The sequence below is a fragment of the Hyphococcus sp. genome, from assembly GCF_965267305.1.
GTDB lineage: Bacteria > Pseudomonadota > Alphaproteobacteria > Caulobacterales > Parvularculaceae > Hyphococcus.
Genome location: NZ_OZ253945.1, coordinates 1,961,972 through 1,988,057 on the forward strand (window position 1 = coordinate 1,961,972; position 26,086 = coordinate 1,988,057).

Annotated in this window: 27 protein-coding genes, 1 tRNA gene and 1 pseudogene; 13 read left to right on the forward strand and 16 right to left on the reverse strand. The window is 60.5% G+C overall.

The genetic code is table 11. The annotated features are described in order from the left end of the window. The first annotated feature begins 15 nt into the window (after positions 1-15). The 4 genes from ACQY5P_RS09250 to ACQY5P_RS09265 all read left to right on the forward strand — a co-directional run bounded on the left by ACQY5P_RS09250 (position 16) and on the right by ACQY5P_RS09265 (position 5,810). Positions 16-3,195, forward strand: a complete 3,180-nt coding sequence (locus tag ACQY5P_RS09250; RefSeq protein WP_428410462.1) for an efflux RND transporter permease subunit — start codon at positions 16-18, stop codon at positions 3,193-3,195. A 12-nt stretch (positions 3,196-3,207) separates the two neighbouring features. Beyond that, positions 3,208-4,653 carry an efflux transporter outer membrane subunit gene (locus ACQY5P_RS09255; RefSeq protein WP_428410463.1) on the forward strand — a complete coding sequence of 482 codons (1,446 nt, stop codon included), beginning with the start codon at positions 3,208-3,210 and terminating at the stop codon, positions 4,651-4,653. Positions 4,654-4,814: 161 nt separating this feature from the next. Continuing rightward, entirely contained in the window at positions 4,815-5,252 is a 438-nt protein-coding gene (locus ACQY5P_RS09260) for a hypothetical protein (RefSeq protein ID WP_428410464.1), read from the forward strand. Positions 5,253-5,489: 237 nt separating this feature from the next. Beyond that, positions 5,490-5,810, forward strand: a complete 321-nt coding sequence (locus ACQY5P_RS09265; RefSeq protein WP_428410465.1) for a hypothetical protein — start codon at positions 5,490-5,492, stop codon at positions 5,808-5,810. On the opposite strand, the gene ACQY5P_RS09270 is transcribed toward ACQY5P_RS09265, so the two are convergent. Next, on the reverse strand, positions 5,807-6,784 hold the full coding sequence (locus tag ACQY5P_RS09270; RefSeq protein WP_428410466.1) for an IS1595 family transposase: 978 nt from the start codon (positions 6,782-6,784) through the stop codon (positions 5,807-5,809). The two genes, ACQY5P_RS09265 and ACQY5P_RS09270, sit on opposite strands and share 4 nt — an antisense overlap. A 174-nt stretch (positions 6,785-6,958) precedes the next feature. On the opposite strand from ACQY5P_RS09270, the gene ACQY5P_RS09275 reads away from it, so the two are divergent. After that, on the forward strand, positions 6,959-7,129 hold the full coding sequence (locus ACQY5P_RS09275; protein WP_428410644.1) for a DUF6471 domain-containing protein: 171 nt from the start codon (positions 6,959-6,961) through the stop codon (positions 7,127-7,129). Further along, complete coding sequence (locus ACQY5P_RS09280; RefSeq protein WP_428410467.1) at positions 7,087-8,205, forward strand: hypothetical protein; 1,119 nt, start codon at positions 7,087-7,089, stop codon at positions 8,203-8,205. The genes ACQY5P_RS09275 and ACQY5P_RS09280 overlap by 43 nt, the downstream gene beginning before the upstream one ends. A 96-nt stretch (positions 8,206-8,301) precedes the next feature. On the opposite strand, the gene ACQY5P_RS09285 is transcribed toward ACQY5P_RS09280, so the two are convergent. Then, positions 8,302-8,391: transfer RNA gene (locus ACQY5P_RS09285), tRNA-Ser, on the reverse strand. Positions 8,392-8,654: 263 nt separating this feature from the next. Between ACQY5P_RS09285 and ACQY5P_RS09290 the strand changes: the two genes are divergently transcribed. Continuing rightward, positions 8,655-8,927, forward strand: a complete 273-nt coding sequence (locus tag ACQY5P_RS09290) for a hypothetical protein (protein ID WP_428410468.1) — start codon at positions 8,655-8,657, stop codon at positions 8,925-8,927. A 123-nt stretch (positions 8,928-9,050) separates the two neighbouring features. Continuing rightward, positions 9,051-9,896, forward strand: coding sequence for a DUF4105 domain-containing protein (locus tag ACQY5P_RS09295; protein ID WP_428410469.1), 846 nt, complete (start codon positions 9,051-9,053; stop codon positions 9,894-9,896). A gap of 321 nt (positions 9,897-10,217) precedes the next feature. Here the strand turns inward: ACQY5P_RS09295 and kdsB are convergent, their stop codons facing one another. From kdsB to galE, 3 genes are read right to left on the reverse strand one after another with little or no spacing between them, the layout of a single operon-like run. Then, positions 10,218-10,991, reverse strand: a complete 774-nt coding sequence (gene kdsB / locus ACQY5P_RS09300) for a 3-deoxy-manno-octulosonate cytidylyltransferase (RefSeq protein WP_428410470.1) — start codon at positions 10,989-10,991, stop codon at positions 10,218-10,220. After that, the gene (locus ACQY5P_RS09305) at positions 10,988-11,404 is read right to left on the reverse strand and encodes a VanZ family protein (protein ID WP_428410471.1); all 417 of its coding nucleotides are present in this window, start codon (positions 11,402-11,404) and stop codon (positions 10,988-10,990) included. Before ACQY5P_RS09305 ends, kdsB begins: the two co-directional genes overlap by 4 nt. Continuing rightward, entirely contained in the window at positions 11,401-12,405 is a 1,005-nt protein-coding gene (gene galE / locus ACQY5P_RS09310) for a UDP-glucose 4-epimerase GalE (protein WP_428410472.1), read from the reverse strand. The genes ACQY5P_RS09305 and galE overlap by 4 nt, the downstream gene beginning before the upstream one ends. Positions 12,406-12,539: 134 nt before the next feature. Here galE and ACQY5P_RS09315 point away from each other — a divergent pair, with 134 nt between their 5' ends. Further along, complete coding sequence (locus tag ACQY5P_RS09315; protein ID WP_428410473.1) at positions 12,540-13,316, forward strand: metallophosphoesterase family protein; 777 nt, start codon at positions 12,540-12,542, stop codon at positions 13,314-13,316. Between the two features lie 116 nt (positions 13,317-13,432). On the opposite strand, the gene ACQY5P_RS09320 is transcribed toward ACQY5P_RS09315, so the two are convergent. The 10 genes and pseudogenes from ACQY5P_RS09320 to ACQY5P_RS09365 all read right to left on the reverse strand — a co-directional run bounded on the left by ACQY5P_RS09320 (position 13,433) and on the right by ACQY5P_RS09365 (position 20,903). Beyond that, on the reverse strand, positions 13,433-14,785 hold the full coding sequence (locus ACQY5P_RS09320; RefSeq protein ID WP_428410474.1) for a class I SAM-dependent methyltransferase: 1,353 nt from the start codon (positions 14,783-14,785) through the stop codon (positions 13,433-13,435). Between the two features lie 168 nt (positions 14,786-14,953). Then, the gene (argE, locus tag ACQY5P_RS09325) at positions 14,954-16,111 is read right to left on the reverse strand and encodes an acetylornithine deacetylase (RefSeq protein WP_428410475.1); all 1,158 of its coding nucleotides are present in this window, start codon (positions 16,109-16,111) and stop codon (positions 14,954-14,956) included. Between the two features lie 168 nt (positions 16,112-16,279). Continuing rightward, the gene (locus ACQY5P_RS09330; RefSeq protein WP_428410476.1) at positions 16,280-16,495 is read right to left on the reverse strand and encodes a hypothetical protein; all 216 of its coding nucleotides are present in this window, start codon (positions 16,493-16,495) and stop codon (positions 16,280-16,282) included. A gap of 193 nt (positions 16,496-16,688) precedes the next feature. After that, positions 16,689-17,402 carry an FKBP-type peptidyl-prolyl cis-trans isomerase gene (locus tag ACQY5P_RS09335; RefSeq protein WP_428410645.1) on the reverse strand — a complete coding sequence of 238 codons (714 nt, stop codon included), beginning with the start codon at positions 17,400-17,402 and terminating at the stop codon, positions 16,689-16,691. 6 nt (positions 17,403-17,408) lie between these two features. After that, a pseudogene (locus ACQY5P_RS09340) lies at positions 17,409-17,663 on the reverse strand (FKBP-type peptidyl-prolyl cis-trans isomerase N-terminal domain-containing protein); the annotation flags it as partial. Between the two features lie 131 nt (positions 17,664-17,794). Continuing rightward, the gene (locus tag ACQY5P_RS09345) at positions 17,795-18,364 is read right to left on the reverse strand and encodes a hypothetical protein (RefSeq protein WP_428410477.1); all 570 of its coding nucleotides are present in this window, start codon (positions 18,362-18,364) and stop codon (positions 17,795-17,797) included. Beyond that, positions 18,355-18,990: a lysophospholipid acyltransferase family protein gene (locus tag ACQY5P_RS09350; protein WP_428410478.1), complete on the reverse strand. Its 636-nt coding sequence runs from the start codon at positions 18,988-18,990 to the stop codon at positions 18,355-18,357. The genes ACQY5P_RS09345 and ACQY5P_RS09350 overlap by 10 nt, the downstream gene beginning before the upstream one ends. Continuing rightward, a complete protein-coding gene (locus ACQY5P_RS09355; RefSeq protein WP_428410479.1) occupies positions 18,990-19,946 on the reverse strand; it encodes a phosphatidate cytidylyltransferase in 957 nt (318 codons plus the stop codon). Before ACQY5P_RS09355 ends, ACQY5P_RS09350 begins: the two co-directional genes overlap by 1 nt. Next, positions 19,933-20,577, reverse strand: a complete 645-nt coding sequence (locus tag ACQY5P_RS09360; protein WP_428410480.1) for a CDP-alcohol phosphatidyltransferase family protein — start codon at positions 20,575-20,577, stop codon at positions 19,933-19,935. The genes ACQY5P_RS09355 and ACQY5P_RS09360 overlap by 14 nt, the downstream gene beginning before the upstream one ends. 56 nt (positions 20,578-20,633) lie before the next feature. Next, positions 20,634-20,903: an usg protein gene (locus ACQY5P_RS09365; protein WP_428410481.1), complete on the reverse strand. Its 270-nt coding sequence runs from the start codon at positions 20,901-20,903 to the stop codon at positions 20,634-20,636. A 292-nt stretch (positions 20,904-21,195) separates the two neighbouring features. Between ACQY5P_RS09365 and ACQY5P_RS09370 the strand changes: the two genes are divergently transcribed. From ACQY5P_RS09370 to ACQY5P_RS09385, 4 genes are all read left to right on the forward strand, one after another. Beyond that, positions 21,196-22,401 carry a type III PLP-dependent enzyme gene (locus ACQY5P_RS09370; protein ID WP_428410482.1) on the forward strand — a complete coding sequence of 402 codons (1,206 nt, stop codon included), beginning with the start codon at positions 21,196-21,198 and terminating at the stop codon, positions 22,399-22,401. Positions 22,402-22,528: 127 nt separating this feature from the next. Continuing rightward, positions 22,529-23,584, forward strand: a complete 1,056-nt coding sequence (locus tag ACQY5P_RS09375; RefSeq protein WP_428410483.1) for a 1,9-bis(guanidino)-5-aza-nonane synthase — start codon at positions 22,529-22,531, stop codon at positions 23,582-23,584. A gap of 179 nt (positions 23,585-23,763) precedes the next feature. Further along, entirely contained in the window at positions 23,764-24,702 is a 939-nt protein-coding gene (locus ACQY5P_RS09380; RefSeq protein ID WP_428410484.1) for an alpha/beta hydrolase, read from the forward strand. A gap of 75 nt (positions 24,703-24,777) precedes the next feature. Beyond that, on the forward strand, positions 24,778-25,710 hold the full coding sequence (locus ACQY5P_RS09385; RefSeq protein WP_428410485.1) for a fatty acid desaturase: 933 nt from the start codon (positions 24,778-24,780) through the stop codon (positions 25,708-25,710). Positions 25,711-25,712: 2 nt separating this feature from the next. On the opposite strand, the gene ACQY5P_RS09390 is transcribed toward ACQY5P_RS09385, so the two are convergent. After that, complete coding sequence (locus ACQY5P_RS09390) at positions 25,713-26,084, reverse strand: hypothetical protein (protein ID WP_428410486.1); 372 nt, start codon at positions 26,082-26,084, stop codon at positions 25,713-25,715. Between the last annotated feature and the right edge of the window lie 2 nt (positions 26,085-26,086).

The window sequence follows — 26,086 nt, forward strand, 5'->3', positions numbered from 1 at the left end:
AGGGGGAGAGCTCCCATGCGCTTTGCACATTTCTTCATCAACAGGCCGATCTTCGCAGCGGTGATCTGGGTCATCGTCACGATTATCGGCGCCCTGTCCTTTTCGTCGCTGCCGGTCGCGCAATATCCCGATATCGCGCCGCCGACCATTCAGGTGAACGCGTCTTATCCCGGCGCGTCGGCGTCAACCGTCGCCGAAACCGTCGCCGCCACCATCGAGGAGGAGATCAACGGCGTCGAGAAGATGCTCTACATCACCTCGCAGTCGACCTCGGCGGGCACGGCGACGATCACCGTCACTTTCGAGCCCGGAACCGATCTCGACACCGCACAAGTGCTGGTGCAAAACCGTGTCGCCCTCGCCGAACCGCGCCTGCCGGAGCCGGTGCGCCGCCTCGGCGTTTCCACCATCAAGGCGAACCCGGATGCGCTTATGGTAGTGCATCTTTATTCACCCGATGAAAGCCGCGACCAGCTTTACATTTCCAACTATGCGCGGCTGCAGATGCGCGACCGGCTGCAACGCGTCAAAGGCGTCGGCCAGTTGCAGATGTTTGGCTTTCGGGAATTCTCCATGCGCGTCTGGATCGATCCGGAGCGTGCGGCGAGTTTAGGACTGACCGGCGGCGACATCGTGCGCGCCATGCGCGGTCAAAACGTCGAAGTCGCGGGCGGCGTTCTCGACCAGCCGCCAACCAATGCGCAAGGCGCATTTGAAGTCAGCGTTCAGACCAAAGGCCGTCTCGCCGACCCGGAAGAATTCGGCGAAATCATCGTCAAGAGCGGCGAAGACAGCCGCCAGGTGCGCCTCAAGGATGTCGCGCGCATCGAACTCGGCGCCCTCGATTATTCCACCAACGCCCAGCTTGACGGCTATCCGGCGCTCGCCATGCTGTTCAACCAGCAGCCGGGATCGAACGCGCTTGAGACTTCGGAAAACATCCTGTCGGCGGTCGAAGAAATGTCCGCGTCCTTCCCCGAAGGGCTCGCCTATGACGTGATCTGGAATCCGACGGAGTTCATCTCGGAATCCATCCATGAAGTGGAGAAAACCATTTTCGAGGCGGTCATCCTCGTCTCGCTAGTCGTTTTCCTGTTCATGCAGAGCCTGCGCGCATCGATCATTCCCGTCGTCGCCATTCCGGTTTCGCTGGTCGGCACTTTCGCCGTCATGCAGGCGCTCGGTTTTTCCATCAACACCCTGTCGCTTTTCGGTCTTGTGCTCGCCATCGGCATCGTCGTCGATGACGCCATTGTCGTTGTCGAAAACGTGGAGCGCAAAATCCACGAAGGGCTGACGCCGAAAGACGCGGCTTTCGCCACCATGGACGAAGTCGGCGGGGCGCTTGTCTCTATCGCGCTCGTCCTCTCCGCGGTGTTCATTCCGACGGCGTTCCTTGAAGGCATTTCCGGCGAGTTCTACCGCCAGTTCGCGGTGACGGTGGCCTCTGCGACCGTAATTTCCGCGGGCGTCTCCCTCACCCTCTCCCCGGCGCTCGCGGCGCTTCTCTTAAAGCCTAAACGCGACGCGTCTGAGCTGAAGGCATGGGAGCGGCCGGTCGCCTGGTTCTTCCGCAAATTCGACGCAGGCTTCAACGCTGCGTCCGAAGGCTATTCCCGGCTTGTCCGCCGCTTCATCCGCTTTTCCGGCATCGTGCTGGCGGTTTATGCGGGCCTCGTCGTTATCGCCGGAGTCGAATTCAAGGCCGCGCCGAAAGGCTTCGTCCCGCCGGTCGACCAGAATTACGTCATCACCATCATCCAGCTCCCGCCGGGCTCGTCGCTGACGCGCACGCAGGAAGTGATGGACCGCGCGATCAAGGACGGCCTTGCCCATGAGCATGTCGAGCACGCCGCCGCCTTCGCCGGCTTCGATGCGGCGACCTTCACCAACGCATCGAACGCCGCCGCCGTCTTCTTTACGATGTCCGACATCGGCGAGCGCGTTGGCGAAGGTTATGACGTCAACCGCATCCTCGGCGATCTGCGCGCAACCTACGCCTCCTATCAGGACGCCTATGTCCTCGTCGTTCCGCCGCCGCCGGTGCGCGGCGTCGGCAACGCCGGCGGGTTCAAAGGCTATGTGCAGGACCGTTCGGGCCTCGGTTATGAAGCGCTCGAAGCGGCAACCTGGGGTCTAGCGGGCCCGGCGAATGAAAGCTCCGCCGCAAGCTCGGTCTTCACGACTTTCAACACCAAGACGCCACAGCTCTATACGGATATCGACCGCGTGCGCGCGGAACAGCTCGGCGTCTCGACGGAAGAGCTCCTCCAGACGCTCGAAGTCTATCTGGGCTCGGCCTATGTGAACGACTTCAACGCTTTCGGCCGCACCTTCCGCGTGACGGCGCAGGCCGAAGACGAGTTCCGCAAGTCGGAAGCCGACATTGCGCGCCTCAAAACCCGCAATGACCAGGGCGACATGGTGCCCCTCGGTTCGGTCGCGACTTTCGAGTCGATCACAGGCCCGAACCGCGTCGCCCGCTACAATCTCTACCCGGCGGCTGAGCTGCAAGGCGACAATGCGCCGGGCTATTCGACGGGACAGACCCTCGACGCCGTCGAGAAACTCGCGAACGAAAATCTCGCGCCGGGCTTCGGCTTTGAGTGGACGGAGCTCGCTTTACAAGAACGCATGGCGTCGGGAACGGCGGTCATCGCCTTCACGCTCGCCGTGATCTTCGTCTTCCTGTTGCTGGCGGCGCAGTATGAAAGCCTCACCCTGCCGCTGGCGGTCATCCTGATCGTGCCCATGTCGCTTCTCGCCTCGATTACCGGCGTTTTGCTGCGCGGTTTCGACGTCAATATTCTCGTCCAGATCGGCTTCGTCGTGCTGATCGGTCTTGCGGCCAAGAACGCGATCCTGATCGTGGAATTCGCAAAGCAGCGGCGCGAGGCGGGCCTGCCTGCCGCTGAAGCCGCTATCGAAGCGGCGAAGCTGCGTCTGCGCCCCATCGTGATGACGTCGATTGCTTTCATCTCCGGCGTGACGCCGCTGATGCTCGCCTCAGGCGCCGGCTACGAAATGCGGCAGTCGCTGGGCGTCGCCGTGTTCTCCGGCATGCTTGGCGTCACCGTCTTCGGCCTTCTCTTCACGCCGGTCTTTTACGTCGTCACCGACGCCCTCGGACGCCGCGTCAGCCGGCTCTTTGCAAAATCGGATGCGCCGGAAGCGGCCTCCATCCCGTCGAACTAGGGAGGAAAACCCATGCCCCTGATAAAAACCCTCTTCGCTTCGGCCTCCATCCTGACCATCACGGCCTGCGCCAGCATCGGTCCGGAGTATGAAGCGCCGTCGACGAACAATATCGCCGGGATCGCTTTTGAAGGCGATCCCGCCGTCGACGCGTCCATCAGCGAGCCTGCACAAAGCTGGTGGAGGGCGCTGGAAGACGAAACCCTGAACGCGCTCATCGAAAGGGCGTTCGCGGAGAACCGCGATCTGCGCATCGCCGCTGCGAATGTGGAGGCGGCGCGCGCGCAACTCCGGATCGAGCGCGTCAATCTTCGCCCCACTGCCGAAGGAACCGCCGACTATCAGCGCCGCCGGCTTTCCGGCGCCTCTTTCGGCGCTGACGATCTGAGCTTTAATGACAGCGACTTTTTCGATGTGGGCCTCAACGCCGCTTGGGAGCTCGATTTCTTCGGCCGGGTCAAAAACGCAACGAGAGCCGCCCTCGCCGAGGCGCAAGGCGCGGAATATCTCCGCCGCGATGCGGAGGCGCTCGTCGCCGCCGAAACCGCCCGCGCCTATGTGGATTATCGCGGGGCGCAAACGAGCCTTAGCGTCGCGGAACGCAATCTCGAGATCCAGCGTGAGACGAGCGCGCTCACGCAGACCCGTTACGAGGAAGGCTTAGGCACCAAACTCGACGTCGCCCGCGCGCAAACCCAGGCGAAGATCACGCAAGCCTCCATTCCGCCGCTGGAGGCGGCGCAGACGGCGGCGCTTAACCGCCTTGCAACGCTCACCGGCGCGCCGGCGGAAGAGGTCAAAAACATTCTTATACAAAGCGCCGAAGACTTGCCCGCGCCGCCAGAAGCGCTCGCCATCGGCGATGCGGAAAGCCTGCTGCGCCGGCGCGCCGACATCCGCGCCGCCGAACGCACCCTCGCCGCCGCGACGGCGCAGATCGGCGTCGCCAAAGCCGACTATTTTCCGCGCATCACCCTTGTGGGCGCGGTCAGCGCCTCGGCCCAGACTTTGTCCGGCGTCGGCGGCGACGGCTCCTTCGGCTATGGCGTCGGCCCCTCTCTTTCCTGGACGGGCTTCGATATCCCCCGCGTGCGCGCCAACATCAAAGCCGCGGACGCGCGGGCCGACGCGGCTTTCGCCGCTTACGAACAGACGGTGCTGACGGCGCTCGAAGAAACCAGGACAGCGCTCGCCGATTACGGGCGCGAGCGGGCCCGGCTCGACGCCCTTGACGACGCCGCCGCAACCGCCCGCGAGGCGGCGGGGCTCGCCAGAGACCGCTATGACGCCGGCGCGGACGACTTCATCGATGTCCTCGATGCAGAAGGCCGACTACTCGCCGCCGAAGCCTCTCTCGCGGAAAGCCGCAGAGCCGCCGCGTCGAAATTCATCAGCGTCTATCTCGCCCTCGGGGCCGGCTGGCGGGCGGAAACGGTCGGCCGTGTCGCCGCCCTTTAACCCAGTAAGCGGCCAAAAGCCGCTTCGCGACAGGCGCGCCGCGCCCCCTCCCCGCCCTAGCGGCGCGCCTGTCGCCCTTTATCTTTCCGCTCAAACTTGCCATGTTTGGCGGACTTTCGCCGGCGCGCGGCCGAAAGAAGTCGCGGCGCGGCGTTGGAGGAATGATGGAGCAAGCTTGCACTAAGAAAGATGCGACGATCGTCCAGTGCCTGTTGAAGTTCTGGATCAAGGCCTGGAACGAATGCGGCGAGCCCGGCGCGGCCTATTCCATCGACGCGCTCTTCGCCAAAGGCGAAGACGCGATCGATGTCGAAGTCGAAGCGTTCGGCAGACACATCAAGGCGCGTAATTTCGATGAATATAAAACGCAATGGAAGGAAGTCTTCGAAGATCTCGAAGATATGTCGCTTTCCATCGCCGGCGAACCGGAACTGACCATTTCCGGAGACCGCGCCGACATCCGGTTCGAGCTTGTTGCAGACGCAACCCGCGCCGATGGAACCGCCGTCACGCCCGCCCCGCGCTGGCGCGGCGAACATTCATGGCGTCAGTTCGACGGCGAATGGCTGCTCGTGCGTGAGCGTTTGTTCAGCATCTAAAACCTAGTTGCCGCCGAAGATGTTGTGCGGCAAGCCTTCGCGCGATGTTCAGCGGCTCATCAACGCGGCGGTATTATGGCGCAAACGCCATTAGAAGTGAATCCGCCCACGCCCTAGATATTGGGCATGGCAAAGGAGCCGATAGTCAGCGCATTGATTAAGGAGCGCCGGAACGTTCTAGCGCGCCTTCGGGACCATGAAGCTATCGTTTGCGACCTTAAAACAACGCTCAGCCACATGGACGCGACGCTATTCCATCTTGGGTACTATCCGGACGGCACAGAAGCCCCAAAGAAGCCCATGGCGGCAGGCCTCTTTTATCAGGGCGAATTGCCCCGGATCATGCTGACGTTGCTGCGCAAGAATCCTGATGGGCTTGCGCTGCGAACCATTGTCGAAATGGTCTGCCAGCAAAAGGGTTGGGAAACCGACGATACGCGGTTCAATCGAGAACTCAGACTGAAAATCTCTCGCACGCTCGACCGGCAACGGCTCAAAGGAGTCGTCGAACGGGTTGGCGATGAGGCGGTGGGCATCTGGCGGATTGCGCCCTGTTAGGCGGCGCGCTTGCCGTAGCAGGTGAAGTCAACGCTTTGCTTGGCGTTCAGCGCAAGGCCGATCACGCGGTTGACCTGATGGCCGTTTGACTTGCGGCGGTTGTCTTCACGCCATGCCGCTTCCTGCGCATAGCGCAGAAGATACGGGCCGCTAATCCAGTGGTGGTGGCCTTGCTCCGCACGGCGCAGGCGGGAGAAGAAAGACTCGGCTTGGTTGGTGCAGGCGAAGTCGTAAGAGAAGCCGACTTCATGGTTCACGCGGCGAACCTCAAAACGGGCGTGAAGGCCATTCCATGACGGCGCTTCATCGGCGTGAAGGATCGTAGCCGGATCAACGCGGCGCTTGATCCAGTTGGTCGCTTCCGCTTCCGTCTGGAAAACCATCGGCGTTGTGTTGCCTTCGCGCTCGCGAACGACAACAACGCAGCGGCGTTTTCCGGACTGGTTGATGCGGAAGCGGCGGTCGCGGCGGTCTTTCTTCATGTTCTCCGGCTTCACATAGCCGCCGAAATAGGCGCCGTCGATTTCCGCTTCGATGCCTTCGCCGCCCATGGCGCGGTCTTTCAGTTCAACCGACATGGCTTCGCGGAGCTTGTGGCAAAGGACGAAAGCGCAGCGGTAGGTGACGCCTAACTCGCGCGACATGGCGAGCATCGACTTGCCTTTGACCTCGTTGCAGAACATCAGGATCGCCGCGAGGTAAATGCGCAGCGACAGCTTGTGCGAGGCGAAAAGCGTCCCGCTCGTGATGCTGAAATCCTTGCCGCAGTCGGCGCAGCGGTAACGCGGCGCGCCAGACGGGCGGCGGCAATCCCAGACTTTGAGCGAGCCGCAATGGACGCAGGCCGCTTCGCCTTGGGTTTCCGGCCAGCGGAGCTGGGCGAAGATGCGTTCGATCTCCTCATCGGTCATTTTGAAGACTTCGATCAGGCTCAGGGTTTTCGCTGCTTTCGAGAGAAGGAAATGTTGAGCCATGGTGATTATTCCTCAAATCTGGTGCCCGTGCATCAGATTTAGGGGTTGATAGTCACCAAATCAAGGGCTAAATCCTCAATATCGATAAAAAATCATCGAATTTGAGGAATGAAAGTGCCGGACGACCTAGACAAACAATACCAGGCGAAGGCCAAAGGGCTCCTGAGAGCCGAAATGGTGCGCCGCAACTTGAGCTATGAGGATTTAGCGGAGAAGCTGAAAAGCATCGGGATAGAAGACAGCCCCAAGAACCTATCAAATAAAGTGGGCCGGGGCTCGTTTACTGCGGGGTTCTTTCTCCAATGCTTAGAGGCCATTGGCTGTACGTCATTGCGGCTGGACTAGGCGCGCTATGCCTTTCGGCGGCGAGCGCGGGAGAACGTGTCACCTACAATGAAACCGTTTTGGACTGCGTAGCGGAGGGCTGTTTCGTTGTCCGCTATGTTCCGGCGCCAAGGCTAAAGCCCGAAATAAATGACCGGCAGGAAAATAGTGGCGAAGCCGAGAACGATGATTCCGAGCCAGAAGTAAGCCTGCCACGGCCACGCGATGAACGGCCTATCGTTGCGAGCGGAGAACAAGAAGTAAGCGCCAATCCCAGCTATAGCGTGACCAGCCAAGATCACCGCGAACGGGCTGGTCCAAAGGATCCTATCGATTGGACCGATAAATTCAGTCTGCTGTTTAGTTTTATCCTGATGGTCTCCACTGTTTTCCTTTGGCGCAACGCGGGCCGCCAGTCCAAGACAATGCAGGATACACTCGACCACATGAAAGTCAGCGCCCACAATCGGAAAATGGAATTTCAAAGGCAACTCAACAATACGATAAGCGCAACGAACGCCACAAAATCCGCCGCTACTGCGGCCCGTGAAACCGCCCGTGAATCGAGAAAAGCCAATGACCTGACCCGCCGCGCGATTAGCGTTTCCGAAGGGCTCGGCATGGCGCAAGCGAGCGCCTATCTCATAGTGGAAAAGTTGGAAATCTGGCAGCCTAAAGGCGGCGACCCCATGCTTCGGCTTTGGTTCGTGAATCACGGCGCCACACCTGCACAACAAGTCCAAGTTTCTACTCAACATGCGGTTGGGCACTTCACCGATTTTTTTGCTTTCGGAAAGGAAGAAGACGCCCCCCAAAAAGGCGGGTTTCTGACTGGGCCATTGGCTCCCGGCAAACGCGATAAAATTGAAATCGAATTTCATGCTAAAAAATACAGCGGGCTTTATCAGGCGAGTGGTCAAACCCTCAGGATCAGCGGTGCGTTGCTTTGGCTTGATGTATTCCACAACCGGCACGGTTACAGGTTCGCATTTTCTTTCAACACACCGTTGCCCCGGACTCCCGAAGAGATGGGCATCGACTCTTTCCAAAAGAACGAGTTCATTCCAGCCAATCAAATTCATCAGTACTTTTATTAACAGCGCAATCACCTAACCGGCCTCCCGGCTAGATGTGGGGTTTTTAGGCGGCTCGCTGTAGTGGCGTTTGCGCCATAATACCGCAACGCGGTATTATGGCGGACAGGGAGGGATTCGAACCCTCGAGACGGTTCCCCGCCTACACACTTTCCAGGCGTGCGCCTTCGACCACTCGGCCACCTGTCCTCTGCGCCGGAAACGCCCTGCGCAAGCGGGTCCTGGATTTTCGCCGGGTTACAGCGGGGCCGCCTTCAACCACCTGGCGGCCCGTCCTTTCAGAGGGGCCGGAATATAGTCAACAGCTTCCCGCGCGCAAGGCTTGGGCCCCGCATTTTTCCGCGCTTTTTGCGCCTGACGCCGGCATGTGGAACCGGGTTTGCAGGGCGGGCCCCGCCGGGCTATTCTGAATTCGGGTAAGGTTGCGTTAACCATTCGAGGGGGCCTCACAAATGGCTGCGTTTCGTATTCTGGCTTGGATTTTTGTCGCGGTCGCCATTGCGCTTCTGGGCGCCGACGGCGTCAGTTCACTTGAAAAGGGCGAGGCGGTGATGCGCTCGACAGAATTCGTCCTCAGCCTGATCGGCATTGACGGGGCTGCGCTCGCCAAGAATTCTCCCGGCGGCATTTCCCAGGCTGTCGGCACGATCATGGGCCTGCCGCTCTGGGGCGTCATCGGGGTCATCGGCGTCGTCATGACCCTGATTTTCCGTCCCATGGAATAAACACCGGCGCCTCAAACGCCTGCGGATTTTTTTGCTTTCCCCTTAAATTTTTCGGCGCCGGAGCGGATAATCATCAAGGCCGCTGCTGGCCTGTCTCCCAAAATCCCGCCATCATGGCCCGCGATGATGAAAGTTGCGCTCGCCCTCGTCGCCGCATTGGCCTTAGGCTTTGTTCTTTCCACTTTTCTGAAGACCCCGCGTCATGACCGCGAATGGGAGATTGGCCTGTCGCGCATGCCGGTCTTCGATCCCCTGGCGGACGGACACTGGCGGCTGCATGAGTTGCGCGCCTTTGATTTTTCGAGAGCCCAGACCGTCGAAGAATGGCGCGAGACGACCCTCAATCCGGCCGACCTCGAAGAGATCTGGTTTTTCGTGGAGCCGTTTCCGGCGTTCAATGGCGCGGCGCACACTTTTATCAGTTTCCGTTTCGGCGGAGAGACCGATCAGGCCATCGCCATTTCCGTCGAAGCGCGCAAGGAAGCGGGCGAGGTTTATTCCGGCTTCAACTGCCTCTTCAACAAGTTCGAGCTGATCTATCTGTGGTCGACGGAAAAGGACGTGCTCACGCGCATCGCCGTCGGGCTCGGACACGAGCTTTACGCTTTCAGGCTCAACGTCTCGCCGGAACAGGGCCGCGAAATCCTCGCGCATTTCATCGAGCGCAGCAATGTGCTGAAAGACCGCCCGCGCTTTTACAACACCTTCACCTCCAATTGCACCAATGAGCTCGTGAAGTCGATCAATGACGCATTTCCGGGAACACTGCCTTGGCATTATTCCCATGTATTGACGGGCTATTCAGCGCAGCGGCTTCACGATCTCGGTTTTCTCGGAGAAAGGACCGCTTCGTTCGAGGAGATGAAGACGCACGCCCTTGCTTCTGACGCCATTCGCGCCGCCTCGGACGAAGACGATGCGGTCTTTCCTGAGGAATGGCGGAAATTAGCGGAAGAAGAAAAGCGCTAACGCCGCGTTGTTGCGCCAAACCGAGCGCCGGACGCGGTGAGCCGCATTGCCGTTTCGTCATTTCGGTGAACCGGTTTTCTCCAGCGCCGAGCCGCGCCGCGCGCATCTTTCCAACGGAAAAACCCGCGCCTATCTCCCCCCTCATAACAAGAAACGAAAAGGAGAGACCCAATGACCCGCGTGATTACCTTTTTGACGATCTGTACTGTTCTGGCTGCTGCGGCTTACCCGGCGTTCTATGCTTATGCGTCCCTCGCATAATCGCCCTCGCAACAGTCTAAAGAAGGCGCCGCCGGCGACACCCCACACCCCCACCCAGCGTCAGGCGGCGCCTTTACCCATCCTTCCGACAAAAGCTTCGTAATCCTCCGGCGTATCGATGCCCGGCGCCGCGTGGGGAATTAGCCCGACGGCGATCTGTCCGCCGCGTTCGAGGATGCGCAGCTGTTCCAGCCTTTCGATCTTTTCAAGCGCGCCCGCCGGCGCTGCGGCGAACTCCATCAAGCTCGCCTTTGAAAAGGCGTAGACGCCGATGTGAAGATAGTAATCGCCGGGCTTAGAGATCGCGCCGTCTTCATCGCGCGGCCAGACCGCCTGATGACGTGTAAAATACCGCGCCCAGCGGGCATCGTCTGCGATCCTGGCGCCAAGGATCGCTTTCACGGCTGAAGGATCCTCCGGCGAGCCGGGCCCGGATTTTGCGTCCGCCGGAAACGGACAGGCGAGCGTCGAGGCGAAAGCCTCGGTCTTCGCCTGCAGCTTGATCAGCCGGCCGATATGGCCGGGCTCGATCTCCGGTTCGTCGCCCTGAAGGTTGACGATGATGTCCGCGTCAATCTTTTCCGCAGCTTCGGCGATGCGCGCGCTGCCTGTTTCATGGGCGCTGCTGGTCATCACGACGGAACCGCCGAACGCTGTGACCGCATCGAAAATGCGTTTGTCGTCCGTGGCGACGGTAACCGATGAGGCGCTTTTGACGTTCAGCGCATTCTCATAGACATGCTGGATCAGCGGCTTGCCGGTGCGCGCGAGCAAGGGTTTGCCGGGAAGCCGTGTCGAGGCGTAGCGCGCCGGGATGACGATCGCCGCTTTCATGCGTTGACGAACCTCCGCCATAAATGGGCGAGCATCACGGCGCCGGCCGCGCCGGAAAGCGCGCCGAGCCCGTTGGCGACCGCGTCGGCAAGCTCGGGCGAACGAACGCCGCCGAGCCCCTGCAGACCTTCAAGCAGAACCCCATAGGCGGCGAGGGCCAGCGCCGTTCCGCGGCGTTTTGAAAAGACGGTGAGATGCGCCCAGACCGCCATGGCGCCGAGCGCCGCGTATGCGAGGAAATGCGCCACTTTGTCGGTCAGCGCCGGATTGTGAAAAAGCACGGTCGCGATCCAGCGCGTAAACGCAAAACCGGCCTTCGTATCGTCAGGATTAGGGGTCAGCGTCAGATAGGTAACGAGCGCAAACAAGAGCGCGAAGAGGACGCGCGGCCACAAATAGGGAATGCGCTTCATGCGCCGCCTGTCGTTTGCAATTGACGCGCGGCGAGACGGCGCTCCCAGTCGATCGCCGTCTCAACGATGAAATCGATATCGTCATAGCGCGGACGCCAATCGAGCACCGTGCGGATCGCCGCGTTGTCGGCGATCAGCTGCGGCGGATCGCCGGCGCGGCGCGGCCCCACATCGTACGGCATGTCGGTTCCAGCAACGCGGCGGAAGGCATCAACCACTTCGTAGACGGAATATCCGCGGCCGTAACCGCAATTCAGGGTAATAGCCCCGCCTTCGCCGCGCACGCGCTCGAGCGCGGCCATATGCGCCTGCGCTAGATCGCTCACATGGACGTAATCGCGAATGGCGCTGCCGTCGGGCGTCGGGTAATCGCCGCCATAGATCTGGAGCTTTTCTTGGCGCAGACCGAGGGCGATCTGCGCCGCCGCCTTGATGAGATGGGTCGGCTTGCCGATTTCGCCGGCGCGCCCCTGCGGGTCGGCGCCCGCCACGTTGAAATACCGCAAGGTGACGAAGGAAATCCCGTGCGCCGCCGCAGCATCTTCGAGAATGCGCTCGCTCATGGCCATCGAGGCGCCGTATGGAGTGATCGACCGGACGGGCGCATCTTCCGAAATCGGGGTGCGCTCTGGCGTGCCGTAGACAGACGCGGTGGATGAGAAAATGAAGCGCTTCACCCCGGCGGTGACGCAGGCGTTCAGGAGGCGGAGGGTATTCGCCGTATTGTTGGTGTAATAATCGAGCGGGTGGCGGATCGATTCCGGCACCAGGATCGATCCTGCGAAATGAATGACTTCCTTGACGTCGTGTTCTGCGAAGGTCTTGAGGAGCGCTTTCTCATCGCCAACATCAGCTTCGACAAAGGCGGCGCTTTTGGGCGCAAGCCAGCGCGCCCCGGTCGAGAGATTGTCGAGCGCAACGGCCGGCTCTCCGGCGTCTTCCAACGCCAGCAGCATATGCGCGCCGATATAGCCGGCGCCGCCTGTGACCAGAACGCTCATCGCGTATCGCCCAGTTTCCGTCCCAGTTTCCGCCCCCGGATTCCCCCTCAGGCCCGAGGCTCATTTGAGCCTTGAACATGATTCTTTATCAGATTTTTTATAGCCTTTTCCTATGCCGGAGTGTACCGGCAGACATGGAATTCGCTCGCATGGCGCGCATGATCGACCGACTGATGAGGAAATCGGGGTCCGACTGGCCGAAAACCGCGGCCGTTCCCGACGGCAAGCGGATTTACGCCATTGGCGACATTCACGGCCGCGCCGACATGCTCGACGAGCTTCTTTACGACATCGAAAAGGAGGCGGGCTCCCTCGATGCGGCGCAGCTCGTCTTTCTCGGCGATTATGTGGACCGCGGCGACGACAGCCGCGGCGTGATCGAACGGCTGATCCGCATCGCCGCCGAGCATGAAGACGCCGTCTTTCTCAAAGGCAATCACGAAGAGCTGATGCTCGATTTCCTAGAGGAACCAGAAGATCTCGGCCACTGGCTCGACTGGGGCGGCGAGGAAACCCTCGAAAGCTACGGCATCCATACGGTGGGTCAGCCGAAAGAAGCGCTCGCCGAACAATGGTTCGCGCTGGCGCCCAAAACCCATTTCGATTTTCTAAAGTCGCTGAAGCTCCATCATGTGGAAGGCGACTTCCTGTTCGTGCATGCAGGGCTGCGCCCGGGCGCGCCGCTGGAGGAACAGACGGACGCCGACATGTTGTGGATCCGGAAGCGCTTTCACAACGCCTCCCCCGAAGAACGTCCGGATTTCGTGGTCGTTCATGGCCACACGCCGACGGCGAAGCCCGTCGACGCCGGCTGGCGCATCGGCGTCGACACCGGCGCCGTTTATGGCGGGATGCTGACGGCCGTGGTCCTCGAAGGAACCGAGCGGCGTTTCTTAAGCGTTGCGGATTAGAGCATTTTCAAGCGAAGTGGATGCCGGTTCGCGTTAAGAGTGAGCCGCAAGGCGGCGAACGCGACAAAACAAGAATCTAGAGTTGATTGATTGAGCCATGCGAAATTCAATCAACTCTAGCCGTTCGCGGTTTTCGCGTCGGGATTGTCAGCGATGAGGCGCGGACCGCCAGCCGCCGCGAGGATCGCGCGCAGGGTCTGCGCGCCCGCCGGGCCGTCGCCATTGTTGATCGCCTTGCCGTATTCCGACGCGAAATTCATGGACGTCACGATATGAGGGCTCGGCGTCACGAAGATGATCTGCGCGCCGAGCATAACGGCTTCGCGCCAGCGCTCGAGAATTTCGCGCTTGTAGCGCGCCGAGGCGATCAGGAAATCCGGTTCGATCGACCGGGATTCGGATTCGGAAATGATGCGCGGGCCTTTGTCGCCGAGGCGTTCTTTTTCGCGCGCGGCGCCCGTATCCACCGCCGCCGTCACGGCTTTTGCGGCGGGCCCAGCCCAGCGCAGCAGCGCTTCGGTCTGCGCATCAGCGCCGAGAATATGGGCGCATTCGCCACGGCCCGCGATGTCTTCGAGGATCTCCACGAAGTCGCGGCGCACATCGGCGGCGCGCTGTTCAAAGGACTGATAAGGCTGAAGCGCGCGCATGGCGAGGGCGTTCTCCTCATCCCACAGACGCGCAAGGCGCTCATACCAGGGATCGAAATCATATTCCTCGAAGTCCGCATGGGTGATGAAGAGGCGGATCGAGCCCCCCTCTTTTGCGGTGAGCGCGCCTTTGAAAACTTTGAGGCCCGCTTCGCGCAATAGCCATTCGAGCACCGAAAGCGAATAGACGGCGGAAACGCCTGCCTGCAGCGTTTCGACCGAGGTGCGCGTCAGCACCATGGGCGCGTATAACGTTTCAAGCGCGAAGACGCCGTCGGGCGCCAGCAATTCTTTTACCCGCTTCAGAAAGGGGCGCGGTTCGGCGATATGTTCGACCACCGACACGGCGGTAATGATGTCGAATTTCTTGTCGCCGAAAGCGGCGTCGAGATCGCTCGACGGAAAAGCCGACTTTCCTGTCCACGCCCAGTCGCCGATTTCCTCCACATGCTCCGACGGGTCGACGCCGAAGCGCTCCACCCAGCGCGGATAGAAAGAAAGCAGCGTGCCGTCATTGCAGCCAATGTCGAGCGCGGCGCAGTCGCGGCCCGAAATCATTTCGAGGGCCTCCGTCGCCACCGCACGCAGATGATCGCGGGTCGAGGCGTGATGGCCGGACGGCGTATAGGTGAAATCGTCTTCTGCGTTCGCCGACTGCAACAACCCGCAAGCACGCGCATCCCGCGACGGATCGCAGAGAACGTAATCGACGGAATGCTCGGTCTTGCGGCCAAGACCTTTCCGCGCGCCGAACGGCATGGAAAAAGCCGGGGTCAGCGCCTTCGATCCGCATGCGCGGCAATGCGTCAATTGTTTCACGGGGACGGCGCCTTTCGAAAACCGGAACTCGAATTTCCGAAAAGCTCGCAGGTCAGCGCTAACAAAATGTAAAGTTCAGAAAAAAGCCAAGCGAAAGCGGGGGGTTACACACCTTCCGCTTACGCAGTTTAACAAAGTCTGAAGAACCCAGACCAGCCACAGTCCGAGTTAAGCGCTTAGACGTTCGATGAGGCGGCGGATGAACAACGTCCCTTCAGCGACCTGGGCGAGCGTGATGTATTCATTCGCCTGATGCGCCTGGTCGATGGAGCCCGGCCCGCAAATGACGACGGAAAAGCCCGCCTCCTGAAACTGGCCGGCTTCCGCCGCATAGGAAACGACATCGGTGGAGTTGAGGCCCGTGATCGCCTTGGCGAGATCGGCGGCGGGATTGTCCGCATGGGGGGCGAGCGACGGTGCGTTGCTCATCTGCTCGATCTCGACCCGGCAACCCGGCGCCTTGGCGCGCATTTCCGCCTCGACGCCCCGGGCGAAATCCTTGAACTCTTCGATAATGTCCTCGCGGCTGTCGCCCGGCACGACGCGCATATCCCACTGGAACATGGCCTCCCCCGCCATGATGTTGAGCTGCGTGCCGCCGCGCACGACATTGACCGTCATAGTGGAGTAAGGCGGATCGAAAGGAGAAGCGGGATCGGCAGCGGCTGCGCGGCGCTCGCGCATCTCGGAGATTTTCGTGATGAGTTTCGCCGCCGCCTCGACGGCGGAGACGCCCCGGTCGGTCTGGCTCGAATGGGTGGTGTAGCCGGTCACCCTGACCGTGAAGGAGGCGATGCCCTTGTGCCCGTCGATCACCTTCATGTTTGTCGGCTCGCCGACAATCACGGCGGACGGCTTCGGCATGCGCTCGGCGATCTCGGCGATCATGCTCGGCGCGCCGAGAAGCCCGATCTCCTCATCATAAGAGAGCGCGAAAATCACCGGGCGCTTGAGGCCGGCGGTCAGCATGTCCGGAACCAGGGAGAGAGCGATGGCCGAAAAACTTTTCATGTCGGCGACGCCGCGGCCATAAAGCCGGCCGTCTTTTTCCGTGACTGCGAAAGGATCGGTCTCCCAGGCCTGCCCTTCGACCGGCACCACGTCCGTGTGGCCCGACAGGACGACCCCGCCTTCGACCCTCGGACCGACGAGCGCATAGAGATTGGCCTTCGTCCCGTCATCGTTGAAGACGCGGAAGGTCTCGGCGCCGAAGCCTTGAAGATAGGTTTCGACATCGTCGATGAGGGCGAGATTCGATTTCGATGAGGTGGTGTCGAAGGCGACGAGCCTTCTGATCCATTCGAGCTGCGGCGCAAGGTCGGTCATGCGCCAACCCTGCGCGAAAGCGGGCCCGCAAGGCAAGCGCGAACAGCGCCTGCGGCTTCTTTTCTTGCTGAATTTGCAGGGAAAATCGGGCCATTCGCCTCGCCCGAGAAGGCTTTCCCGTGGATGCCCCGGCATGAGGCCGGGGCATCAACACAAGTCGAAGACGCCTTAGGCGGCCTTCTTGCGGCGCACGGTTTTGCGTTTCGCCGTCGTTTTCTTCGCCGCTTTTTTCGCAGCCGGTTTTTTCTTGACCGACAGCTTCACTTTCTTGGCGGCCTTGCGTTTGGCCGGAGCTTTTTTCTTCGCGGTCTTGGCTTTCGCCTTCTTCACGGTTTTCTTCTTCGCCGCGGGTTTCGCAGCTTTTTTCTTCACAGCTTTTTTCATCGGAGACATCCCCTGAAACACTGACCAACTGTCAGCAAGAATCCCCATTATCTTGATGCGGGTAAACGAACAATAAAAAAAATTCGCATCGCTCTTGACTCTGATCCCGCTACGGAAGGTCCGTATGAGGAATCGAAAACCCCCGCTCGAGGGTCGAGCGGGGGCTGGTCTAAGTCCACGAAAGGTGACTCTGCTACTTCACCGAGACGAGTTCCACCTCAAAGATGAGTGCTTCGTTGGGACCGATCGGACCGCCCGGCGTTCCCATTTCGCCATAGGCAAGATCGGGCGGAATGAAGAAGCGGAACTTGTCGCCCTCGCTCATCAGCTGCACGCCTTCGGTCCAGCCGGGAATCACGCGGTTGAGGGGAAATTCGATGGTCTCGCCCCGCGAATAGGAGCTGTCGAACTCGGTGCCGTTCAATAGCGTGCCCTGATAATGCACCTCCACCGTGTCGCTCGCCTCGGGGCTTTTGCCTTCGTCCGGACCTTGCGAAATCACCTGATATTGCAGGCCCGACGAGGTGGTTTTCACGCCGTCTTTCTTGGCGTTTTCAGCAAGAAAGTCTTTTGCGGCTTCGAGATTGCGTTCTGCATTTTGCACTTTGATCAGCTCCACATCGAAAATCAGCGCCTCATTGGGGCCAATGGGCCCGCCGGGCGTTCCCATCTCGCCATAAGCGAGATCGGGCGGCACAAAGAACCGGTAGCGGTCGCCCTCGCTCATCAGCTGCACGCCTTCGGTCCAGCCGGGGATCACGCGATTGAGCGGAAACTGCGCTGCGGCGCCGCGCGCTCTCGAGGAATCGAATTCGACCCCGTCTTTCAGCGTGCCCACATAATGGACGATGACGAGATCGGTTGAGTCGGGCGAATAGCCCCCCTCGGGCCCTTCCTCCAGCACCATATATTGAAGACCGCTGTCCGTGACTTTCACCTCGTCGCGCGCCTTGTTCTCCTCGAGGAAGGCTGTCGAGGCGGCGAGATTCTCGGCGGCGCGTTTTTCGAAATCGGCCCTCAGCTCAGCTTCGGTCTTGGCGTTGTCGGGAAGCTCGGGGGCCGGCGCCGCGTTTGTCTCGGCCTCTCTTTCGGCTTCGCTCTCTTCTTTTTTGCCGCAGGCGGCGAGCGCCAGCGCCGCAGACGCGGCGAGCAATAAAGTCTTACGCAAGGGATGCTCCTTTGATGGATTTATGGCGTTATCGGCAGCTTGGGCCGGACCCTAGCCCATCGCGGAGATAAGGCAAAACGTCTCCGCGCGGGAAGTTCCGCCCGCTCGTTACCATCCCGTAAGACTTCGGGTCAGGCGCCAAGGCGCTTCATGACATAAAAAGCGTAGATCAGCGCCCAGGCGAGCGCGAGGCCATAGGGAACGATGCGCTGGAGGCCCAGGCGCGCCGCAAGCTTCGCCCCGAGCGCCGTCAACGCAATGGCGAGGGTAAAGCGCGCAAGTCGCGCCACATAGCCGACCATGGCGAACAGGAATGGATTAACCCCGCTCGCGCCCGCCTCCACCGCGTAAATCTTGAACGGCGCGCCGGTGACCGCGCCAACGGTCAGATTTCCCGGCCAGAAGCCTTCAAGCTCTCCATGAACGCGCAGGAGCAAGTCTTCGCCAATCAGCGGCACGGAAAGCAGAAAGGCCCGCGCCGCCTCTGCATCCGCCGCGCCCCAGATGACCATGGGCAAGGCGCCAAGCGCGGCGCCGCAGGCTGCCACTGTTGCAAAGCGGAAGGCGCGGGATAATCCGAACGCCAGCACCGCGGCGGTCAGCAAGAGATCGGGCACGATGAAAAAGAATGTCGCTTCAGCGAAACCCCAGAGCGCCGCGCCCGCAAACCAAAATCTCGGATCTTTCAGTGCTACTCCCATGGCTGGAAATGCCCCTGCTCTGCGAGTTCGGTCATCCGCATTTCAAGCTCGCCCATGAAACTCTGCGCCTCGCCTGTCCATCGGATCGGCGGGCCGGCGATGACGTCGCAATTGAACGGGACGAGAATGAGGCTGCCCTTCGGCAACGCCTTGCCGAGCCCGTGCATGAAGACGGGATAGATCGGAACCTCGGGCCTCGCCTTCGCCAAAAACGCGACCCCGCGCTTGAACTCTGCCCGCTTTTCCGGCTCGCCGCGCGAGCCTTCTGGAAACAGGATCAGGATTTCATTCCTGTCGAGCGCGGCTTCGAGATCTGCGAGCGGATTTTTCCGGACGCCGCCGCGGGCGAGCGGAATGATATTGATGATGTTGAACGCAAACCATTTGAGCCATTTGTTGGCGAGAAAATAATCCGCCGCCGCCGCAGGCCGCAGGCGATGGAGGTCCTTCAGCGGGAACAGCGCCATCAGGGTCAACGTATCGAGATGGGAGTTGTGATTGGCGACGAGAACCGCCGGGCCCTTTTCCGGCAGGTGCTCGCGCCCGCGCACATTCATGCCGAGAATGATCAGCAGCACCGGCCGCACGATCAGGAGGAAGAAAAGAAACTGGAGCGTGCGTTTCATCACACCCGCCCGCTGAATACGAAGAAATGCATGGCGTGGTAAAACACCGGCGCCGCATAGGTGAGGCTGTCGACCCGGTCGAGAATGCCCCCATGGCCGGGAATGAGGCCGCCGGAATCCTTGACGCCGAGATCACGCTTGAAGGCGGATATCGTGATGTCGCCGAGGAAGCCTGCGATGGCGATAATCGCTCCGGCGACCGCCGCATAATAAAATGGCATCGGCGTCAGAAAGGGTCCTGCGACGGCAGCGCCGACAATCGTGGAGCCGAGCCCGCCGAGAAAGCCTTCCCAGGTTTTCTTCGGGCTCACCTTCGGCACGATCTTGTGTTTGCCGAAGAGCCGCCCCCAGGTGAACTGCGCCACGTCGTTGAACTGGGTTAGGGCCACGAGAAAGAGGAGCAGCCCCGCCCCGCCCGCCGGCCCCGCGACGCTTTTATCCGCCGCGAGCAGCATCGCCGTATGGCTGAGCGAGAAAACGGTGATCATCAGCCCCCAGGAGATCGTCCCTACGGCGCGCAGGAAGCCTTCGGTCTTGCCCGCAAGCGTCATCGCCATGGGGATGAAGAGAAACGTCCAGACCGGAATGAAGGTGAGAAAGAGCCCGTAGCTGTCGATATGGGCGAAATAGAACTGAACCGGAATGGTCCAGTAGGCGAAGAGAAGGATCAGCCGGTCGACCCGCCGCGTCTGAATGAGGGACAGATATTCCTTAAAGGCGAGAAACGTCATGAAGGCGAGGAAGACCGTCGAGACGATGCGGTTGGTGACGATGGCGATGGAGAAGATGGTGATCATGAACCACCACGACTTCACCCGCGCCGAAAGCTCCTCAGTCGCCGCGCCGGGCCGCTTTCGCTTCATCACGAGCACGATGACGCTTGCGGCGATCAAGAGCGCATAGATGACGCCGATGGCGTAGAAGACAGTGTCGGGCAGCGCGTCAGGGATGCGCATTTTCTGTCTCCTTTGCGCGAAGCTCCTTGGACGCAATCTCTTTCAGGGCCATTCTGGACCGATTCACAATCGTCGCTGCGCCGAGCGCGCATGCGAAGGCGAACAGCACCGTCGACCACCAGCCTGGTTCGAAGAAGACCAGCAGCAGCGCCAGCGCGCCAAAAAAGAACGCGCGGTCCGACTTGCCGAAAGGCCCGTCATAGCGCCGCGACGCGCCGATCTGGACGCCGATGACGCCGGTCATTTCCGCGATGACGCCGAAAAGAACCGCAACAACCACCAGCGGCGCAGGCAGCCCCGCAATAAAGGCGAAAGGCAGATAAAGCGCCGCGTCGGAAATCACATCCGTCAGTTCGTTGAGGATGGCGCCGAGTTTCGACGCCTGCCCGAATTCCCGCGCCAGCATCCCGTCGACAGCGTTCAGCGCCATGCGGATGAAGAGAATGACGGGCAGAAGAATGAGCACCCAGTCCGCGCCGGGGTTCATGAGATGCGCGGCGCCATGAGCGAGGCTCAAACCGCAGGCGATCAAGGTCACCTGATTGGCGGTGACGCCGGCCTGCGCGAGCCGCGCGCAGAACGGCCTGAGCAGCGCCTGAAATTTCGGCTTGAGGTCGTAAATCGTCGCCATGCGCCGCCTCGCCTTGGGTGGAGGAGAGACTAGCGGGATTCCTTTTTAACAAGAGATTAATTCAACCCGTACTCGCTCACCGACTTCAGCTCCGACGCGCCGATGAGTTTCTTGCCGGCAAGGCGCACGGAGTGGATCGGGCCTTCGAGCTCCCTCGTCCAGAAGGAAAGGAATTTCGACAGCACCGGATATTTCGGGGCGATGTCGTAATCCTGCCAGAGATAGGACTGGAGGAGGCCGGGATGGTCGGGAAGATGGTAAAGAATCTCCGCCGTGGCGAGGCGGTAGCCTTCGAGCTGCCGGATAAAGGAATGATCGCCTTTCATGACTGTTCCCCTGATGACGCTACAATAACGCGGAGGTCCATTATCGGGCGCGAGGCTTACGCATTTTCAAGCTTGACAGTTCGATTTAAATCGAAATTCGTCAAGTTTATTCAATGGGTTAGCAGCCGCGCGCACGCAGTGCTGACAGAACGCGCCAAAAAAACGGGCGCCCGGGCAATTTTTGTCTTTACAGGGGGGCCCATCGTTCTTATGTCGCGCTTTCGCCATTCCCATGGGACCTCACCGCAAGAATGGCGCTTGGGTTGAAGCTGCTTTTGCGAGGTTCCATGAGATGGACAAATTCAAATCTGCGCTTGCGCTGGTCGTAGCCGACCGTCCGGACTTACCCGTTCATTGCATCCGGCCGCACGCCGCCCAAAAGGCGGCGGACTGGTTCGTGCGCCGTTTTCCCGGCGACGTTCTCTATGCGGTGAAGGCGAACCCTCACCCGGCGATCCTCGACGCGGTTTACGCCGCGGGCGTCAGATGGTTCGACGTCGCTTCTCTTCCGGAAATTGAACTCGTCGCCAATCGCTTCGAGGACGCAACGCTCGCCTTCATGCACCCGGTGAAAGCCCGCTCGGCGATCCGCAAGGCCTATTTCGATTACGGCGTCCGCATCTTCGTGCTCGACAGCCGCGAAGAGCTTCAGAAAATCGTCGAGGAAACGGGCGGCGCCAAAGACCTGCACCTGATCGTGCGTCTCGCCGTCTCCTCCGACTACGCCGCGCACAAGCTCGGCGGCAAGTTCGGCGCATCCGGCATGGAAGCCGTCTCGCTCCTGCAGGCGACCCGCACGGTCGCCGACGAGCTCGGCGTCTCGTTCCATGTGGGCTCGCAATGCATGCGCCCGGAAGCCTGGCGCGTTGCAATGTCGCTGGTCTCTGAGGTCATCCGCGAAGCAGGCGTCACCGTCGACATCGTCGATGTGGGCGGCGGTTTTCCGGTGTCTTATCCGGGCCTCACCCCGCCGCCGCTCGAAGATTATATGCGCGAAATCGAAGCGTCGTTCGAAGCGATGCCGGTTCTTGAGAACGCCGACCTTTGGTGCGAGCCGGGCCGCGCGCTTTGCGCCGAAGCCGGCAGCCATGTGGTGCGCGTGGAGCTTCGCAAGGGCGACGCCCTTTACCTCAATGACGGCGCCTATGGCGCGCTCTTCGATGCGGCCCATGACGGCCTCGTCTATCCGGTGAAGCTCCTGCGCGAAAAAGGCTCGCCCCGGCGTCCCCTTCGTCCGTTCAAGCTTTACGGTCCGACCTGCGATTCCATCGACGCCATGGAAGGCCCGTTCATGCTGCCGGCGGATATTTCCGAAGGCGATTATATCGAATTCGGCATGACCGGCGCTTACGGCACGGCGCTCGCCACCAAATTCAACGGTTTCGGCGAGTATATAGAAGTCGAAGCCGAGGATGCGCCGATGATGAGCGTTTTCGAAGCGCCCAAGCAACAAAAGCGCCGTTCGGCCAAAGTCGTCGCGATTGGCGAAAAACTCTAATTTCCAGCGCCGCTGGCAATCATGGCGCTGATCGTCTAGATCAGCGCCATCTTATTCACGGCCCTCCGCGTGTTCATGACGACACGGCCCGGATCCGGTAACCCCGGTTACTAGAAAGGACCGACCAATGACCCAACCTCAAGACAACCGCAAAGCAGAGCTGCTTTCGAACCCGGTCGAGCATATCGACATCACCAAGTTCGACGCGCGCCCGATCATCGACGCCTGGGGCAAGATGAGCTTTACGAGCCGCGACGCCGCGCGCGCCGCGCAAATCCTCAACATGGCGATTGAGGACGAAAAGTGTTCGCCCTGGCTGATCATGGCGGGCTCCACCGGCGCCGGCGGCTGCCTTCATGTCTGGCGCGACATGGTCGAGTACAACATGATCGACGCCGTGGTCGCCACCGGCGCCTCGATCATCGACATGGATTTCCTCGAAGCGCTTGGCTTCAAACACTATCAGGCGAATGAAATCCCCGACGACAACACGCTGCGCTCGCTTTACATCGACCGCATCTACGACACTTATATCGACGAGGAAGAGCTGCAGCATGTGGATCACACGATCTACGACATCTGCGAAAGCCTCGAGCCGCGCCCCTACACCTCGCGCGAATTCATTTACGAGATCGGTAAATGGCTCGCGGCAGGGAATGCGAAGAAACCTGACTCGCTGATCCAGAAAGCCTACGAAAAAGGTGTGCCGATTTTCGTGCCGGCGTTTTCCGACTGCTCGGCGGGCTTCGGCATCGTCAAGCACCAGGTGGAGCGGCGCAAGGCGGGCAAGCCCTATCTCACGATCGATTCGGGCGGCGACTTCCGCGAGCTGACGGAAATCAAGCTTGCGGCCGGCACCACCGCGCTCTTCATGGTGGGCGGCGGCGTGCCGAAGAACTTTGCGCAGGACACGGTCGTCTGCGCCGAAATCCTCGGCCACGAAGACGTCGAAATGCACAAATACGCCGTGCAGATCACGGTGGCCGATGTGCGCGACGGCGCCTGTTCCTCATCGACGCTGCAGGAGGCGGCAAGCTGGGGCAAGGTGTCGACCGTGCACGAACAAATGGTCTTCGCCGAAGCGACGAGCGTCGCGCCGCTGATCGTTTCGGACGCCTGGCATCGCGGCGGCTGGAAAAAGCGCGAGCCCCGCAACTGGGCGAAACTCTTTGAACGCGCTTAAGGCGTTCATCTGCCCTTAAACAATCTTACCGGAATGGCGCCGTCGCGTTGAAAAAACGCGGCGGCGTCAGTCTTTTCGAGGTTAATTGCGCCGCACGCATTAACCGGATGTTTCCCGCACGAGGGCAAAACTCATCTTCGAAAAGCGCGCCCGGAAAGCGTTTTTGAAGGCGGTAAATTATGTCACTGGCTGCGCGGCGTTTCGGTCCGGCACTCAGCACGAATGCAAGACAGCGGATGGCCGAATTGCGCGCCTATCCGACGCTTGAAACGTGGCTCAATCCCGTTACGCGCGGCCTCGCCCGGCGCCTCGCCAATATGGAGTGGCAAAAGACTCTCGAGGAAATCGACTTCGAATATCGCATGACCGATGTCGATATCGCCGGCCGGACCTGCGTGCGTTACGAAACCGCCGGCGAAACGCGCGACGATCTGTTTATTTTCTATGTTCATGGCGGCGGGCTTGTCTGCGGTTCGCCGCGTCTCAACGCCTCCATGGTCCTGCCCGCCATTCGTCTCACCGGCGCCGAAGGGATCGGCGCTTCCTACACGCTCTTGCCGGAAGGGCGTTTCCCAAAGCCGCTAGATGAAGTGGACGCCATTTACAGGGCGCTGCTGCCGGCGCAGGAAAACAAACGCATCGTCATTCTCAGCGACTCCATCGGCTGTGCGCTGACCCTCGCCAATCTCTTGCGCTGGCGCGATGAGGGCGTGCGAATGCCGGACCGCGTCGTCTTCGTGTCGCCGGCGCTGGACGGCGCGGCGGAAAGCGACACTTACCGCACGCTCGACCGTCACGATCCCTTAATCCGCTCCCATAACGGCCGCAACGCGCAGAAACTGTTCCAGTTCTATGCGCCGGAGGACGATCTGAAAAATCCTCTGATCTCGCCAATCTATGGTTACTTTTCCGGCCTGCCGCCGATGCTCGTCCATGCAGGCTCTCGTGAAGTCTTGCTGGGCGACGCCGCGCGCGTCGCCGAACACGCGCGTCGCGCGAATGTGGCGAGCACGCTTCGCGTGTTCGACGGCATGTTTCACTTGTTTCACATGTATTGGTCGCTGTCGGAGACCAAAGCCGCACACGCAGACATCGCGGATTTCATTCTGAAGTCCTGAGCCTCCGCGCTTTTCCCCATGCGCCCCTGATGATAGGGTTCCGCACGGGGGACTAGGCTAAAGTAGCGTTAATCCATGTCTGTCACCGAAACGACAAAGTCTGAATTCAAAGATCGCGCAATGCGCGGCGAGGCGAAAGTGGTCGCCTTCGACAACATCCGCAGCCTGAAATCAATGCAGCGTTGCGCCGAAGCGGAAGTGGGCGGCGTCGCCTGGCCGACGGTGTTTCTCTCAATATCAGCGATCCTTGCTTTCACAACGATCATTGGACTGACGATTTCAGGCGCGCTCAATATCTGGGTCGCGGCGGTCATCAACCTGCCGGTTTATTTCGTGCTTTATACTGGCCTTCATGAAGCCGCCCACCGGAACTATCACGGGCGCGACAAATCCAAGCGCTGGATCAATCACCTCTTCGGCCTCGTGATCGGCTGGATCATGTTTTACCCCTATTCCATGCACGACTATATTCACCTGACCCATCATGCAAACACGAACGACTTCGAAAAAGACCCGGATGCGTGGATGCGCGGAAATACGTTCTGGGTCGTCTTCGCAAGAGCCGCAACCCTGCCCTGGCGCTACTGGTCCTTCACCATCGGCGCCAAGATGAAAGAGCCCGATGGCGCGAAATTCTTCGCGAAGATTTTGCTCCAGATCACGCCGACGCTTGCCGGGGTCACGCTTCTCGTCGTGCTGGGATACTGGCAAGTCGCGCTGATCGCGTGGTTCGGTTCGCTTGTCGCCGCCGTCGGCATTTTGGGTGTGTGCTTCGACTGGATCGTCCATCACCCTCATGGCGACACGACATTATTGGGCGGCACGCGTGTTTTCGCCGCACGCACAGGCTGGAAGCGACATGCGCTGAAAGCCGCATTGCTCGGGCAGAATTACCACCTTATTCATCACATTTATCCGCGTACGCCGTTTTACCGCTATGACCGCGTTTTCGAGCGCAGCGAGGATTTTTTGCGGTCGCAGGGCGTCAGGATTATTGACGTTTCATGAGGTCAGGCGCGCCATGCGCCGCCCCGATTGATGATTGCGATGCGGAACAGCGCGCAGGCGGTAATGTATAAGAGTTCGACATCGAACGCCCGGTTGAGAATGAATTTCTCCCAGAAAAGCCCGCCTGTATTGAACAGCGTGCCGAAATGATAGATCACCAGAACGCCGTGCATGAAGCATAACGGCGCCGGAAACCACCGCTCTCGCGACATGCGAAAGAACAGGACCGCCGTCACGGCGTCCACAACGATATAGCCGAAGGTGAGCGACGCGCCTTCCAGGATCAGCCAGAGCTGAAGGCCCGCAAGCCAGTTGACGAAGACGATCCGCGCGGCGGCGGCCACTTGCGATGAACGGGAATGAAGCGCGGCCATCA

Excerpts from the sequence above, each read along its gene's own strand:
- ACQY5P_RS09250 (WP_428410462.1), top strand. The coding sequence starts at position 16 with ATGCGCTTTGCACATTTCTTCATCAACAGGCCGATCTTCGCAGCGGTG.
- ACQY5P_RS09330 (WP_428410476.1), bottom strand. The coding sequence starts at position 16,495 with ATGAAAAAAGCTGTGAAGAAAAAAGCTGCGAAACCCGCGGCGAAGAAG.
- ACQY5P_RS09355 (WP_428410479.1), bottom strand. The coding sequence starts at position 19,946 with ATGCGCATCCCTGACGCGCTGCCCGACACTGTCTTCTACGCCATCGGC.
- galE (WP_428410472.1), bottom strand. The coding sequence starts at position 12,405 with ATGAGCGTTCTGGTCACAGGCGGCGCCGGCTATATCGGCGCGCATATG.
- ACQY5P_RS09295 (WP_428410469.1), top strand. The coding sequence starts at position 9,051 with ATGATGAAAGTTGCGCTCGCCCTCGTCGCCGCATTGGCCTTAGGCTTT.
- ACQY5P_RS09270 (WP_428410466.1), bottom strand. The coding sequence starts at position 6,784 with ATGGCTCAACATTTCCTTCTCTCGAAAGCAGCGAAAACCCTGAGCCTG.
- ACQY5P_RS09345 (WP_428410477.1), bottom strand. The coding sequence starts at position 18,364 with ATGGGAGTAGCACTGAAAGATCCGAGATTTTGGTTTGCGGGCGCGGCG.
- ACQY5P_RS09255 (WP_428410463.1), top strand. The coding sequence starts at position 3,208 with ATGCCCCTGATAAAAACCCTCTTCGCTTCGGCCTCCATCCTGACCATC.
- ACQY5P_RS09360 (WP_428410480.1), bottom strand. The coding sequence starts at position 20,577 with ATGGCGACGATTTACGACCTCAAGCCGAAATTTCAGGCGCTGCTCAGG.
- kdsB (WP_428410470.1), bottom strand. The coding sequence starts at position 10,991 with ATGAAAGCGGCGATCGTCATCCCGGCGCGCTACGCCTCGACACGGCTT.
- ACQY5P_RS09335 (WP_428410645.1), bottom strand. The coding sequence starts at position 17,402 with ATGGTGCTGGAGGAAGGGCCCGAGGGGGGCTATTCGCCCGACTCAACC.
- ACQY5P_RS09375 (WP_428410483.1), top strand. The coding sequence starts at position 22,529 with ATGACCCAACCTCAAGACAACCGCAAAGCAGAGCTGCTTTCGAACCCG.
- ACQY5P_RS09385 (WP_428410485.1), top strand. The coding sequence starts at position 24,778 with ATGTCTGTCACCGAAACGACAAAGTCTGAATTCAAAGATCGCGCAATG.
- ACQY5P_RS09260 (WP_428410464.1), top strand. The coding sequence starts at position 4,815 with ATGATGGAGCAAGCTTGCACTAAGAAAGATGCGACGATCGTCCAGTGC.
- ACQY5P_RS09315 (WP_428410473.1), top strand. The coding sequence starts at position 12,540 with ATGGAATTCGCTCGCATGGCGCGCATGATCGACCGACTGATGAGGAAA.
- ACQY5P_RS09390 (WP_428410486.1), bottom strand. The coding sequence starts at position 26,084 with ATGGCCGCGCTTCATTCCCGTTCATCGCAAGTGGCCGCCGCCGCGCGG.
- ACQY5P_RS09265 (WP_428410465.1), top strand. The coding sequence starts at position 5,490 with ATGGACGCGACGCTATTCCATCTTGGGTACTATCCGGACGGCACAGAA.
- ACQY5P_RS09305 (WP_428410471.1), bottom strand. The coding sequence starts at position 11,404 with ATGAAGCGCATTCCCTATTTGTGGCCGCGCGTCCTCTTCGCGCTCTTG.
- ACQY5P_RS09350 (WP_428410478.1), bottom strand. The coding sequence starts at position 18,990 with ATGAAACGCACGCTCCAGTTTCTTTTCTTCCTCCTGATCGTGCGGCCG.
- ACQY5P_RS09370 (WP_428410482.1), top strand. The coding sequence starts at position 21,196 with ATGGACAAATTCAAATCTGCGCTTGCGCTGGTCGTAGCCGACCGTCCG.
- ACQY5P_RS09280 (WP_428410467.1), top strand. The coding sequence starts at position 7,087 with ATGCTTAGAGGCCATTGGCTGTACGTCATTGCGGCTGGACTAGGCGCG.
- ACQY5P_RS09290 (WP_428410468.1), top strand. The coding sequence starts at position 8,655 with ATGGCTGCGTTTCGTATTCTGGCTTGGATTTTTGTCGCGGTCGCCATT.
- ACQY5P_RS09275 (WP_428410644.1), top strand. The coding sequence starts at position 6,959 with ATGGTGCGCCGCAACTTGAGCTATGAGGATTTAGCGGAGAAGCTGAAA.
- ACQY5P_RS09365 (WP_428410481.1), bottom strand. The coding sequence starts at position 20,903 with ATGAAAGGCGATCATTCCTTTATCCGGCAGCTCGAAGGCTACCGCCTC.
- ACQY5P_RS09380 (WP_428410484.1), top strand. The coding sequence starts at position 23,764 with ATGTCACTGGCTGCGCGGCGTTTCGGTCCGGCACTCAGCACGAATGCA.
- argE (WP_428410475.1), bottom strand. The coding sequence starts at position 16,111 with ATGACCGACCTTGCGCCGCAGCTCGAATGGATCAGAAGGCTCGTCGCC.